Source organism: Variovorax sp. GW821-FHT10D07 (genome assembly GCF_059415325.1).
On sequence record NZ_JBWKMZ010000022.1, the window covers coordinates 84,499 to 97,361 of the forward strand.

Genomic DNA, 12,863 nt, shown 5'->3' on the forward strand with positions numbered 1-12,863 from the left:
CGCTACGTCGCCCCGCGAAAGCGCAGCGACGCCTGCCGCACCACCTCGGCCAGCAGCCGCTCGCGCCCCTGCCGCTCGCGCAGCCAGCGCGCGTCGTTGCGGTTGGTCTCGACGCTGGTGCGCAGTTCGCCCAGCGCCTGCGTGGCGTTGAGCGCCTCGCTGTGCCATTCGAGCTGGGTCATGGTCATCAGGATGTGGTCGCGCAGCGGCATGTGCTGGCCGCTGGCCGGGTCGACGTAGACCGCGTCGAGGCCGAAGCGGCAGGCCTGGAAGCGGTTGTAGGTGTAGACCAGGTAGTCGTCCTCGCTGGGCTCGAAGGGCTGCTCCTGCAGGAACCAGGCGGCCAGCGACTGCACGTAGCCTGCGAGCGCGGCGGCGCGCGCCACGGTCAGCGGGGTGTCGAAGACGCGGATCTCGATGGTGCCGAACTCGGGCTTGGGCCGGATGTCCCAGTAGAAGTCCTTCATGCTGCGCACGACGCCGGTGCGGGTCATGCGCTCGAAGTAGGCCTCGAATTCCTTCCAGCTCGTGGTGAAGGGCGCGCGGCCCGACAGCGGGAAGGCGAACACCGAGTTCAGCCGCGCGGAGTCGAACTGCGTGTCCTGCCCCTGCACGAAGGGCGAGGAGGCCGACAACGCGATGAAGTGCGGGATGTAGCGCGACATGCGGTGCAGCATCAGCAGCGCCGAGTCGGCATCGGGGCAGCCGATGTGCACGTGCTGGCCGAAGATGGTGAACTGCTTGCTCAGGTAGCCGTAGAGCTCCGACAGCTCGCGAAAGCGCGGCTTGTCGTAGATGCGCCGCTCGTGCCATTGCTGGAACGCATGCGTGCCGCCGCCCACCACCGCGATGTTGAGCTTGTCGGCGTTCTTGATCAGCGCGTCGCGGATCGGCGTGAGCTGCGCGATCACGTCCTGCGCCGAATGGCAGATGCCGGTCGAGATCTCGATCATGCTCGAGGTCATCTCGGGCACCACGCTGCCGGGCAGCGGGGTCTGCGCCATCAGCCGCAGCATGTCTTCCGCATACGGCGCGAGGTCGTAGTCGTGCGTGTTCACGAGCTGCAGCTCGAGCTCGACGCCGAGCGACAGCGCTTCCGACTTGTTGAAGGGCTCGAGCTTGACGGCGCGGCTCGCGGGATCGGCCGGCAGCGGTGCCGAGCGCACGTCGTCGCTGTCCGGGTCGATCGCGGGGCTCGGGGGAGTGGTCGTGTTGCTGCTGCTCATCGCTGCGTGTCCTCGGCGGTGCTGCTGAAGGCCTCGGGCGCCCAGCGCACCGAGCTCTCGCCGACCGCATGGATCGCGACCGTGGCGAGCACCGCGCCCAGCAGCTCCATCAGCAGGATCGAGGGCAGCGCGACCTGGGTGATCATGGTGCCGAGCAGCGGCGAGGCGGTGGCGAAATTGGAGGCGATCAGGAGCGCGATCGAGGACAGCGGCGACATCGCGCAGCCGACCCAGAAGGCCTGCTTCCAGCTCGCGCCGCTGCCGGGGTTGGCGATCGCCACGCCAGCGATCTTGGCCACCATGCGCACGGCGATCAGCGCCAGCACCACGCTGGCCACGGGCAGCGTCCAGTCGGCCTGCGCCGCGACGATCGACACCAGCACGAACATCAGCATGGTGAGCAGCGAGGACGCGGTGCCGAGCTGGCGCTGCCAGGCCCAGGGCTTGGGATTCAGCGTCTTGAGCAGCACGCCGCCGATCAACGCGGCCAGCGGCGCGGAGCCGCCGATGTGCGCGGTGACGGCGGCGCCGGCCGCGATCAGCGCCAGCAGCAGCAGCGAGGTGTTCTCGCTGGTCGGGCTCATCACGCGCAGCGCGGTGCGCAGCGCCAGCGCCATCAGCGCGCCGACCACGAAGGACAGGCCCAGCACCACCGCGATCGGGTAGAGCTTCTGCAGCACGGTCTGCGGCGCGCGCTCGATCAGGCCGGCCTGCGCATAGCCGAGCGCGAGCGCGTAGAAGGTGTTGAGCGTGGCCAGCGTCATCGCGCGCTCGGTCACCGGGCCGGCGGCGCGGGTGTCGATGATCACGCGGCTCAGCACCGCGGGCGAGGCGACGATCGCCATCAGCGCGAGCGGGTTGGCCACCGGGTCGGGCAGGCCCAGCAGGCGCAGCACCCAGAACACGCCGAAGTAGGTCAGCGTGGCTTCGAGCAGGCTCTGCACCAGCACCATCGGGTTGTGGCGGAACCAGCGCAGCGGCAGCCGGCCGCCGGCCTCGAACAGCACCACGGCCACGCCGAGCTCGAGCAGGAACAGGCTGATGCCGCGCAGCGGCCAGATCGCGCCCTCGAAGCCGGCGAAGCCGACGATCGTGCCGACGATCGAATAGCCGACCACCTTGGGCATGCCCATGTAGCGGCGCACCAGGTGGCCGGAGGCCGCGGCCGCGGCCAGCAGCAGCGACCACAGCACGGTGGGAAGGCCGGCCGACGGGCGGGCCCATTCGGACCAGAAGCCCATCAGGTCGGCGGTGAGACTCGTCAGATTCATGCGGGTAGGAAGAAGCTCATGGGCCGGCTGCGCCAGCGCGCCCGCAGCGCGCCGCGGATGCGGGCGCGATCGGCGAGGCTCACGCTGTGCGCGCGCAGCGCCAGCCGGAATGCGAAATAGAAGCTCACGCTCACATTGAGCGCACCGATCACCGGGATCGCCGCCACCGCCCACCACAGCAGCGGCTGCTGCAGCACCGGCAGGCCGAGCGACACCACGGCCGCGCCGATCTGGCCGGCCGACAGCGTCACGTGCCGCACGTCGAGGCCGAGCCCGAAGAAGCCCGCGACCGCTGGCAGCAGTCCGAGCATCAGGCCCAGCGAAATGTTGGCGGCGAAACCGGAGATGTGGGTGCGCATGAAGTCGGCCCATCGACGGGCCCGGGCGGCGCCCAGGACGGCGCCGATGCGGGGGTTGTACCGCATGGCGGAGTCCAGCCGATGCAGGACAAAGGCGTTTTCTGCCCAGCCCGCGAGCAGGCTGGAGGCGAACAGCAGCACGCCGGTGAAGGCCGCGAACAGCGCCGTGGGGCCCGCGAGCGACAGCGACTGCAGCACGGCGGCCGCATGCGCGGCATCGAGCAGCGGCTGGTGCAGCGCGAGCCGCCAGGCGATGGCGAGCGCGGCCACCGCCGGCACCACCACCAGCACGTTGCCCAGCACCGCCGCCACCTGCGAGCGCACCAGGTTGGCGACCTCGTCGACGAATTCGTCGAGGCCGCTGTCGGCGCGGATCTCGCGCAGCCGCGCGGCCAGCGCCGGCGCCGTCATGGCCGGCTGCTTGGTGGCGAGCGTGAGGTGCAGCAGCTGGATCGCGACGAAGCTGGCGGCGTACATCACGCCCGAGCCCAGGCCGCTCCAGAAGGCCGACAGGCCCAGCGCGTAGATGCCGAACTTCGCGAGCACCGTGAGCGAGGTCAGCGCGCCGCCGCCCGCGGCCTTGCGCACCATCTGCCGGTAGCTCGCGCGGTCGCGCGTGATGTAGTGCTCGCCGGTCTCGGCGCTGCGCTCGGTGACCTTGGCCGCGAGCATCGACGAGTTCGAGGCGATCAGCGCGCGGATGCTGTTGCGCTCGCTGCCGGCCTGCACCAGCCGGCCGACCAGCCGCGCGATGCTGACCGCGGGCGTGGGCGACATCAGCCCGTCGAGCAGCTCGCGGATGCGCAGCACCCGTTCGCGCATCTGGCGCACGCGGAACACCAGGCCGACCGAGATGCCGTTGTCTTCCAGGTGCGCATAGACCGAGGCGGCGCTCGCACGGCAGGCATCGAGCCGGTCGCGGAACGCGACGAAGGCCGCCTGCACCGCGGCCTCGTCGCGCGGGCGGTCCTCGAACAGGCGCTCGCGCAGTTCGTCGAGCTCGGCCATCAGCGCATGGAAGGGCCGGCTCTCCTCGGTGCTGCGCATGCGCAGCCGCAGTTCGGACGAGAAGCCCGCCGCCACCAGCTGGCTCGCGCAGTAGGTGATGGCATCCATCAGCGTGGCGCGCCAGCGCGGCACGGTGGCGCCGTCGTCGGCCGTTTCATCGGCCAGCAGCGCGCCGATGCGCACCAGCTGCGGCGCTTCCAGCAGCGCGATCCAGCGTGCATCGAAGTTGCCCGGCAGCACCATGCGGAACAGCTCCGAGGCATCGGTGGTCTCGGGCGTGCCCGGCAGGATCTTGCGGCGCAGCCGCTCGTTGAATTCGCTGAGGAAGGCGGTGCGCGGCGCGAAGCCGTAGTCGGCCAAGAGCGTCGACAGGTCGACGTCGCGCGTGAAGGCACGCCACCAGGCGCGCACGCGCTCGCGCAGCTCGGGTCGCGCCTCGATGGCGTCGAGCAGCAGCTGCACGCGGCCCATGGCCGCCTGCGGCGAGGCACGGTCGCCGCGCAGCCAGTCGAACAGGTCGATGAGCCAGATGTGGCGCCGAGCCACGTCGGCGGAAGGATCGAGGCCGGCGAGCAGCCCCTGCAGGTCGCGCGAAGCGGCAGCCATGGGAGGAGGGAATCGAAAGGGAGAAGAGGAGGGCGATGCCGCAGCGGGAGAAATTCCGTGCGGGTGCCCGAGCGGGAAAGGCTAGTGCAGCACGCGCGAGACCGGCGCGCCGCCGATGTCGGCCTCGAGCACGAACATCGGGATCGGCACGTCGAAGCGCTCGCCGTCCTCGGTCACCACGAGGTAGCTGCCGTGCATGGTGCCGCTGGCGGCCTGCAGCCGGCAGCCGCTGGTGTAGCGGAAGCTCTCGCCCGGCGCCAGCAGCGGCTGCTGGCCGATCACGCCCAGGCCCTTGACCTCCTGCGCATGCCCCGAGGCGTCGTTGATCAGCCAGTGCCGCGCGATCACCTGGGCACCGGTCGAGCCGGTGTTGGTGATCGTGATGGTGTAGGCGAAGGTGTAGATGCCTTCCTTCGGCGAGGACTGGTCGGCGAGGTAGCGCGGCTCGACCTCGATCGAAAGGGGGCTGTGTGACATGCGCGCGATGGTAACTGCTGGGTTTTGGCGCGGGGAGAGCTTCCCGGTGTCGGGCCGGCTTTCTTGCGGAAATGGCGATGAAGGGATATTCTGGTCGGTATGACCAGAATTTCACTTCCAGGCCATTGGCCGCTGCAGGACGCCAAGGCGCGTTTCAGCGAACTGGTGCGCCGCGTCCACAGCGAGGGGCCGCAGCACGTCACGGTCCACGGGCGCGACGAGGTCGTGGTGATCGCGGCCGAGGATTTCCAGCGCCTGCAGGGCGCGCGCACGGGCCAGGCGCTGGTCGACGTGCTGCAGGCCTCGCCGCATCGGGACATCGAGTTGTCGGTCGGCGCGTCCGAAGCCTCGCCGGTGCGCAGCGTCGAGCTGTGAATGCCGTGAGCGCCATGAGCGCGATGAGCGGCTTCCTGCTCGACACCAACGTGCTGTCCGAGCTGCGGCGCCCGCGTCCCGAGCCCCGGGTCGTCGCCTTCGTCGGCGCGCAGCCGCTCGAAAGCCTGTTCGTCAGCACCGTCACCTTCGCGGAGATCCGCTTCGGCATCGAGCTGGTGGCCGACATCCACAAGCGCGCCCAGCTCAACGACTGGCTGCAGCTGCAACTGCGGCCGATGTTCGGCTACCGCGTGCTGCCGGTCAGCGAGGACGTGATGTTCAAGTGGCGGCTGATGGTCGAGCAGGGCCGCAAGGCCGGGCGCACCTTCTCGCAGCCCGACCTGATCATCGCCGCCACTGCCGCGCAGCACGGCCTCGCGGTGGTCTCGCGCGACGCGGGCGGCTATGCCGGCACCGGCGTGGCGCTGGTCGATCCCTGGCAGGCATAGAAGAAGTCCGGGAGCTTCGCTGCGCCTTTGGCCGGCTGCGACAATCGCCGCCCATGACCTTCCGCATCGCCCCTTCCATCCTTTCCGCCGACTTCGCCCAGCTCGGCCAAGAGCTCTCGGACGTGATCGCCGCGGGCGCGGACTGGATCCATTTCGACGTGATGGACAACCACTACGTGCCGAACCTGACCTTCGGTCCGATGATCTGCCAGGCGCTCAAGCCGCATGCCAAGACGGCGGACGGCACGCCGGTGCCGATCGACGTGCACCTGATGGTGCAGCCGGTCGACGCCCTCGCGGCCTCGTTCGCGCAGGCCGGGGCCGACTACATCAGCTTCCATCCCGACGCCACGCCGCACGTGCACCGCAGCATCCAGGCGATCCGCGCGGCCGGCTGCAAGCCGGGGCTGGTGTTCAATCCGGCGCGCGGGCTCGAGGTGCTCGACTGGGTGATCGACGACATCGACCTGATCCTGATCATGAGCGTCAACCCCGGCTTCGGCGGCCAGAGCTTCATCGACTCGGCGCTGCGCAAGATCGAGCAGGCGCGCAAGCGCATCGAGCAGAGCGGGCGCGACATCCGCCTCGAGGTCGACGGCGGCATCAAGGCCGACAACATCGCGCGCGTGGCCTCGGCCGGCGCCGACACCTTCGTGGCCGGCAGCGCGATCTTCAACGCCAAGGACTACGGCGCCGTGATCGCGCAGATGCGCACGCAGCTCGCGGGCGCGGCCGCCGCCTGAGCGGCAGCAGGCCTTCGAATCAGCGCTTGGCCTGCTCGCCGACCTTGTCGGCGCGCAGCCCCTGGTCGGTGTCGACCAGGCCGCGTTCCACGTCGTCATGCGCGCGGCGGCCGCGCTCGGTCGGCTTGCCGTCGCGGGTCTGCTGGCTGTCCGAGGACTGGTCGCGTTCGTGCGGCAGCCGCGGCGACGACTCGCCGCCCTGTTCGATCTTGGTCTTGCCGCCGCCCGCGTCCTTCTGCGGATCGGCGGGCTTGCGGGTCGTGGTGCTGTCCTTGGCCATGGGGCCTCCTTCGGTCGTTGGTGGGCACCAGCTTGCGCGGCGGCCCTCGCAGGGCCGGTAGGACAGCCCAGGGCACGGCTGTAGGCTGCGTGTCGATCGCGGGCGTGGCCTCGTGGCCGCGAGGATCGGTGCTATGAAAAGCGAAGCATCTTTGCACCTGTCAAGACGCCTCCTCATAATCCCCGCATGGCTTCCTCTCCCTTCGACGCCGTCGCGCACGACAGCATCCGCCTCCACGCCTTCGCCTCCCTGAACCCCGGCCCCCGGCTGCTCGTGATGGGCGGCGTGCATGGCGACGAGACCAGCGGCACCGCCGGCATCGAGCGGGTGCTGGCCGAGTTCGCGGCGGGCGAACTCGCGCTGCTGCGCGGCGAGCTCACGCTGGTGCCGGTGGCCAATCCACTGGCGCGCCGGCGCCTGCAGCGCGAGGGCGAGCGCAACCTCAACCGGCTGTTCAAGCCCGCGGCCGAGCCGGCCGACTATGAGGCCCGCGTGACCAACGTGCTGGCGCCCGTGATCGCGCGCCACGAGGTGCTGCTCGACCTGCATTCGTTCCAGAGCGCGGGCGAGGCCTTCGCGATGATCGGCCCGCGCGACAACACCGGCACGCTCGAGCCCTTCGCGCGCGCCGCCGAGGAAGGCCGGCTTGCGCTGCACCTGGGCACGCCGATCGTGGTCGAGGGCTGGCTCGACATCTATGCCGCGGGCCTCGCGCAGCGCGGCGCCGCGGTCGACGAGGCCGCCATCGACTTCGGCCGCGGCACCAACGAATACATCCGCAGCTGCGGCGGCTACGGCGTCACGCTCGAATGCGGCCAGCACCAGGATCCGCAGGCGCCCGAGGTGGCCTGGCGCGCGATCCGCCGCACGCTGGCGCTGCTGGGCATGGCGGCGCTGCCGCCGGGCCTGTCGGCCGGGCCCGACGTGCCGCCACGCCTGCTGCGCCTGGCCAGCGTGACCGACCGGCTGCATGCCGACGACCGCTTCGCGCGCGACTGGGCCACCTTCGATCCGGTGCGCCGCGGCGAGCTCATCGGCACGCGGCACGACGGCACGCCCGTGGCCGCGCCCGACGACGGCTGCATCGTGTTCCCCAACGCGCTCGCGCTGCCGGACACCGAGTGGTTCTACTTCGCGCGGCCCAGCGAACGGCGGCTCGACGGCACGGCCTGAGCGCCAGGGAATACACGGCGCGCCGTCGCGTTCCTACATCCGTCGCCGCGGGCGCCGGTGACCATGGCGGACCAAGGAAACGAACCATGGCCGCCGACCGCAAGCAATCCACGCCGCGCATCACCCATGCCGACCGCCTCATCGACGCGAAGAGCGGCATCACCAAGGGCGAGCTCGCCGCCTACTACGCGCGCGTCGCACCGCTGATGCTGCAGCACCTGCGCGGCCGGCCGGTGGCGCTGGTGCGCGCGCCCGACGGCATCGCGGGCGAGCTGTTCTTCCAGAAGCATGCGCAGCACGGCGAGATGGCCGGCGTTGGCCTGCTCGACCCGGCGCTCGATCCCGGCCACGAGCCGCTGCTGCAGATCGACGTGGCCGAGGGCCTGCTCGGCGCGGCGCAGTTCAACGTGGTGGAGTTCCATACCTGGAACGCGCTGTCGCGCGCCTTCGCCCAGCCCGACCGCATGACCTTCGACCTCGACCCCGGCGAGGGCGTCGAGTGGCCGCGCATGCAGGAGGCCGCGCTGCTGGTGCGCACCCTGCTCGACGAGCTCGGGCTGCCGTCCTTCCTCAAGACCAGCGGCGGCAAGGGCCTGCACGTGGTGGTGCCGATCCGGCGCGCGCACGGCTGGGACGAGGTCAAGGGCTTCTCGCAAGCGATCGTGCAGCAGCTCGCGCGCAGCGTGCCCGAGCGCATCGTCGCCAAGAGCGGGCCGCGCAACCGCGTCGGCAAGATCTTCGCCGACTACCTGCGCAACGGCTTCGGCGCCACCACCATCAGCGCCTGGTCGGCGCGCGCGCGGCCGGGCCTGGGCGTGTCGGTGCCGCTGGACTGGGACGAACTGTTCGAGGTCGACAGCTCCGACCACTGGACCGTGGCGACCATCGCCGAGCGGCTCGAGATCGGCAATGCGCCCTGGGCCGCGATGGAGCGCAGCCGCAAGGGGCTTGGCGACGCGATGCGCAGGCTCGGCTACCTGGTGAACTGAGCGCTGCCGCTCGCGCGGGCGGCCGATTCCGATCGCGCGACGTCACATCGAATTCATCGATGTGTAACTCCGATTCCATCGATTGGGCAAATGAACAGGTACTCCTAAAGTCCCCGTCCACGAGCCACCCACGATGAAATGCGGCGCTTCCCGCGGCGCCGGCCGGAGACAAAGAACACCATGGAGCGATCCTTCGCCGAAGAAGTCAAGCGCCTCTCGCTGGGCGCGAACGAGGAATTCCACGGCGAGGGCATCCTGGCCGTCACCAAGGCCCTGCTGCAATCGGGCGTGAGCTACATCGGCGGCTACCAGGGCGCGCCGGTCTCGCACCTGATCGACGTGCTCGGCGATGCGCGCGAGCTGCTCGACGAGCTCGGCATCTACTTCGAGAACAGCGCCTCCGAGGCCGGCGCGGCCGCGATGCTCGGCGCCTCCATCAACTACCCGGTGCGCGGCGCCGTCACGTGGAAGTCCACGGTGGGCACCAACGTCGCGTCCGATGCGCTGTCCAACCTCGCCTCGGCCGGCGTGCAGGGCGGCGCGCTGGTGATCCTCGGCGAGGACTACGGCGAGGGCTCGAGCATCATCCAGGAGCGCACCCACGCCTTCGCGATGAAGTCGCAGATGTGGCTGCTCGATCCGCGGCCCAACCTGGGCTCGATCGTCGAGGCGGTGGAGCACGGCTTCGAGCTGTCCGAGGCGAGCCAGACGCCCGTCATGCTGCAGCTGCGCATCCGCGCCTGTCACGTGCACGGCAGCTTCGTCTGCAAGGACAACCGCGCGCCGGCCATCTCCACGCGCGAGGCCATTTCGCAGCCGCGCTTCGACTTCGCCAACATCAACCTGCCGCCCTCGATCTACGCGCAGGAGCGCATGAAGATCGAGTCGCGTTGGCCGGCCGCGCTGGCCTACATCCGCGACGCACGGCTCAACGAGCGTTTCGACGGCGACTGTGCCGACGTCGGCCTGGTGCTGCCGGGCGGCCTCTACAACGGCACCCTGCGCGCGCTGCAGCAGCTGGGCCTGGCCGATGCCTTCGGCAACAGCCGCATTCCGCTGCAGGTGCTCAACGTGGTCTACCCGATGGTGCCCGACGAGCTCATCGATTTCTGCCGCGGCAAGCGCGCGGTGCTGATGGTGGAAGAGGGCCAGCCCAACTACATGGAAGACGCGCTGCACGCGATGCTGCGCAAGGCCGGCTGCGACACGCGGCTGCACGGCAAGGACATCTTCCCGATGGCCGGCGAATACACCGGCGAGGTGCTGGTGCGCGGCCTGGCCGAGTTCATCCGCCAGGCGCGGCCCGAAGCACTGGGCGACCAGGGCGCCGTGCAAGTCGCCGACAGCGCCGCGCCGCTGGCCGCGCTCAAGCCGCGCGCGGTCGAGGCGCTGGGCGTGCCGGTGCCGAGCCGGCCGCCGGGCTTTTGCATCGGCTGTCCCGAGCGCCCGGTGTTCGCGGCCATCAAGCTGATGCAGAAGGAACTCGGCAGCGTGCACGTCAGCGCCGACATCGGCTGCCACACCTTCGGCACCCTGCCGCCGTTCAACACCGGCAGCACGGTGCTCGGCTACGGCCTGGGCCTCGCGAGCTCCTCGGGCATCGCGCCGCTGATGGGCAACCGGGTCGTCAGCATCATGGGCGACGGCGGCTTCTGGCACAACGGCTTCACCAGCGGCGTGGTCAACGCGGTCTACAACGGCCAGGACTCGGTGCTCGTGATCTTGAAGAACGGCTACACCTCGGCCACCGGCACGCAGGCCATTCCCTCCTCGCCCACGCAGCCCGCGGCCAGGCCGCTGACCTTGGACATCGAGGCCGCGCTCAAGGGCGTGGGCGTGGGCTGGGTGCGCAAGGTGCGCAGCTACAGCGTGGCCGAGATGCGCGACACGCTGCAGGAGGCGATGACCACCGAGGAGGGCGGCCTCAAGGTCATCATCGCCGACGGCGAATGCCAGCTCGAGCGCCAGCGCCGCATCAAGCCCGTCACGGCCGCGAAGCTCAAGCGCGGCGAGCGCGTGGTGCGCACGCGCTTCGGCATCGACGACGACGTCTGCACCGGCGACCACTCGTGCATCCGGCTGTCGGGCTGCCCCTCGCTGACCATCAAGCCCAACCCGAGCGCGCTGCGCACCGACCCCGTGGCCACCGTCAACCAGGGCTGCGTGGGCTGCGGCCTGTGCGGCGAGAACGCGCATGCCGCGATCCTCTGCCCTTCGTTCTACAAGGCCGAGATCGTGCAGAACGCCGGCACCTGGGAGCGCCTGCTGCACCGGCTGCGCAGCGGCGTCATCGGCCTCATGGCCGGCAAGGCGCGCGACCGCGCGGAGGCACTGGCGGCATGAACCACGACGCCTTCGAAGACGCACCGCGCATCGTGACCGTGCTGGTCGCCGCCATGGGCGGCGAGGGCGGCGGCGTGCTGGCCGACTGGCTGATCGCCGCGGCCACGGCCCAGGGCTTCCCGGTGCAGAGCACCTCGGTGCCCGGCGTGGCGCAGCGCACCGGCGCCACCAACTACTACATCGAGATCTACCCGGTCGAGGCCGCGCGGCTCGGCGGCGCGCGCCCGGTGTTCTCGCTCACGCCGAGCCCGGGCGACGTCGACATCGTCGCCGCCTCCGAGCTGATGGAGGCGGGGCGCGTGCTGCAGGGCGGCTTCGTGCATCCGCGGCGCACCACGCTCGTGGCCTCGACGCACCGCGAGTTCGCGGTGGCCGAGAAGTCCGCCATGGGCGACGGCCGCTACGACGGCCGGCGCGTGAGCGAGGCCGCGCGCGAGCTCGCGCGGCACAGCCATCTGTTCGACATGCGCGCGCTGGCCTGGCGCCACGGCACGGTGATCAACACCGTGATGTTCGGCGCCATGGCCGGCAGCGGCGCGCTGCCGTTCTCGCGCGAGGCCTGCGAGCAGGCGATCCGCGCCTCGGGCAAGGCGGTGGAGGCCAGCCTCAAGGGTTTCGCGGCGGGCTTCGAGCAGGTGACTCGTCCTGCGCCGGAAGCCGCCGCCAGTGCCGCTGCAGCGCCGCCGCGCGCGCCCGTCGACCCGCGCATCGCCGCCATGCCCGAGCGACTGCACGAACTGCTGGGCCACGGCCTGCAGCAGGTGCTCGACTACCAGGACGCGCGCTACGGCACGCTCTACCTGCAGCGCGTCGACGCGGTGCTCGCGCTCGAGCGGCCCTTCGGCGGCGAGCTGCCCGTGACGCGCGAGACCGCGCGTTATCTCGCGCTGTGGATGAGCTACGAGGACGTGATCCGCGTGGCCGACCTCAAGACCCGCGGCGAGCGGCTGCAACGCGTGCGCGAGGAAGTGGGCGCGCGCCAGGGCGAGCCGCTGCGCCTGACCGAATACCTGAAGCCCGGCCTCGACGAGGTCTGTTCGCTGCTGCCGCCGCGCGCCTCGGCCTGGCTGCGCCGGCGCCTGGCCCACAAGGCGCACCGGCTCAACGTGGGCCTGCACATGCGCACCGACACCGTGCTGGGCTTCGCGCTGCTGTGCGGCCTGCGCTCGCTGCGCGTGCTGCGCCGCACGGGCGCGCGCTATGCGATCGAGCAGGCCATGATCGAGCGCTGGCTCGACACCGTGCGCGCCGCGCTCGCGCTGAGCCCGCGGCTGGCCTACGAGATCGCGCTGTGCGGCAACCTGGTCAAGGGCTACGGCGAGACCAGCGAGCGCGGCCACCGCAACCTCGGCGCGGTGCTCGACGACATGCAGGCCCAGTTCGCCGCGCCCCCCGGCGATGCCGCCGCGCTCGCGCAGGCGGCCGAGCGCGTGCGCGCCGCGCGCGAAGCCGCGCTGGCCGACCCCGAGGGCCGCACCCTGGCGCGCGCGCTGGGCCTGCCGCCGCCCGCGCCGCGTGTCCACCCCATCCACATCGTGCGGCGAAAGCCGGCGCGCTGAGGGTC

At 71.0% G+C, this 12,863-nt stretch carries 12 protein-coding genes; 7 read left to right on the plus strand and 5 right to left on the minus strand.

What is annotated here, in order from left to right; translation table 11 throughout:
- Positions 1 to 2: 2 nt before the first annotated feature.
- The 4 genes from AC07PU_RS38825 to apaG all read right to left on the minus strand — a co-directional run bounded on the left by AC07PU_RS38825 (position 3) and on the right by apaG (position 4,947).
- Positions 3 to 1,226, minus strand: a complete 1,224-nt coding sequence (locus tag AC07PU_RS38825; RefSeq protein ID WP_495323208.1) for a YbdK family carboxylate-amine ligase — start codon at positions 1,224 to 1,226, stop codon at positions 3 to 5.
- On the minus strand, positions 1,223 to 2,497 hold the full coding sequence (locus AC07PU_RS38830) for a cation:proton antiporter (RefSeq protein ID WP_296781697.1): 1,275 nt from the start codon (positions 2,495 to 2,497) through the stop codon (positions 1,223 to 1,225). The genes AC07PU_RS38825 and AC07PU_RS38830 overlap by 4 nt, the downstream gene beginning before the upstream one ends.
- Positions 2,494 to 4,470 carry a transporter-like protein TlpB gene (gene tlpB, locus AC07PU_RS38835; RefSeq protein ID WP_495323209.1) on the minus strand — a complete coding sequence of 659 codons (1,977 nt, stop codon included), beginning with the start codon at positions 4,468 to 4,470 and terminating at the stop codon, positions 2,494 to 2,496. Before tlpB ends, AC07PU_RS38830 begins: the two co-directional genes overlap by 4 nt.
- Before the next feature lie 81 nt (positions 4,471 to 4,551).
- Complete coding sequence (gene apaG / locus AC07PU_RS38840) at positions 4,552 to 4,947, minus strand: Co2+/Mg2+ efflux facilitator ApaG/CorD (RefSeq protein ID WP_057593319.1); 396 nt, start codon at positions 4,945 to 4,947, stop codon at positions 4,552 to 4,554.
- 99 nt (positions 4,948 to 5,046) lie between these two features.
- On the opposite strand from apaG, the gene AC07PU_RS38845 reads away from it, so the two are divergent.
- The 3 genes from AC07PU_RS38845 to rpe are packed head-to-tail and all read left to right on the plus strand — an operon-like array spanning position 5,047 to position 6,514.
- Positions 5,047 to 5,322: a type II toxin-antitoxin system Phd/YefM family antitoxin gene (locus tag AC07PU_RS38845; protein WP_203204093.1), complete on the plus strand. Its 276-nt coding sequence runs from the start codon at positions 5,047 to 5,049 to the stop codon at positions 5,320 to 5,322.
- 14 nt (positions 5,323 to 5,336) lie between these two features.
- Positions 5,337 to 5,771, plus strand: coding sequence for a type II toxin-antitoxin system VapC family toxin (locus AC07PU_RS38850; protein ID WP_208511524.1), 435 nt, complete (start codon positions 5,337 to 5,339; stop codon positions 5,769 to 5,771).
- Positions 5,772 to 5,824: 53 nt separating this feature from the next.
- The gene (rpe, locus tag AC07PU_RS38855; RefSeq protein WP_495323210.1) at positions 5,825 to 6,514 is read left to right on the plus strand and encodes a ribulose-phosphate 3-epimerase; all 690 of its coding nucleotides are present in this window, start codon (positions 5,825 to 5,827) and stop codon (positions 6,512 to 6,514) included.
- A 19-nt stretch (positions 6,515 to 6,533) separates the two neighbouring features.
- Here rpe and AC07PU_RS38860 read toward each other — a convergent pair whose 3' ends face one another.
- A complete protein-coding gene (locus AC07PU_RS38860; RefSeq protein ID WP_495323211.1) occupies positions 6,534 to 6,794 on the minus strand; it encodes a hypothetical protein in 261 nt (86 codons plus the stop codon).
- Between the two features lie 186 nt (positions 6,795 to 6,980).
- Here AC07PU_RS38860 and AC07PU_RS38865 point away from each other — a divergent pair, with 186 nt between their 5' ends.
- The 4 genes from AC07PU_RS38865 to AC07PU_RS38880 all read left to right on the plus strand — a co-directional run bounded on the left by AC07PU_RS38865 (position 6,981) and on the right by AC07PU_RS38880 (position 12,858).
- Positions 6,981 to 7,967, plus strand: a complete 987-nt coding sequence (locus AC07PU_RS38865; protein WP_495323212.1) for a succinylglutamate desuccinylase/aspartoacylase family protein — start codon at positions 6,981 to 6,983, stop codon at positions 7,965 to 7,967.
- Between the two features lie 86 nt (positions 7,968 to 8,053).
- On the plus strand, positions 8,054 to 8,956 hold the full coding sequence (ligD, locus tag AC07PU_RS38870; RefSeq protein ID WP_495323213.1) for a non-homologous end-joining DNA ligase: 903 nt from the start codon (positions 8,054 to 8,056) through the stop codon (positions 8,954 to 8,956).
- Between the two features lie 180 nt (positions 8,957 to 9,136).
- Complete coding sequence (locus tag AC07PU_RS38875; RefSeq protein ID WP_495323215.1) at positions 9,137 to 11,299, plus strand: thiamine pyrophosphate-dependent enzyme; 2,163 nt, start codon at positions 9,137 to 9,139, stop codon at positions 11,297 to 11,299.
- The gene (locus AC07PU_RS38880) at positions 11,296 to 12,858 is read left to right on the plus strand and encodes an indolepyruvate oxidoreductase subunit beta family protein (protein ID WP_495323217.1); all 1,563 of its coding nucleotides are present in this window, start codon (positions 11,296 to 11,298) and stop codon (positions 12,856 to 12,858) included. Before AC07PU_RS38875 ends, AC07PU_RS38880 begins: the two co-directional genes overlap by 4 nt.
- Positions 12,859 to 12,863 lie beyond the last annotated feature (5 nt).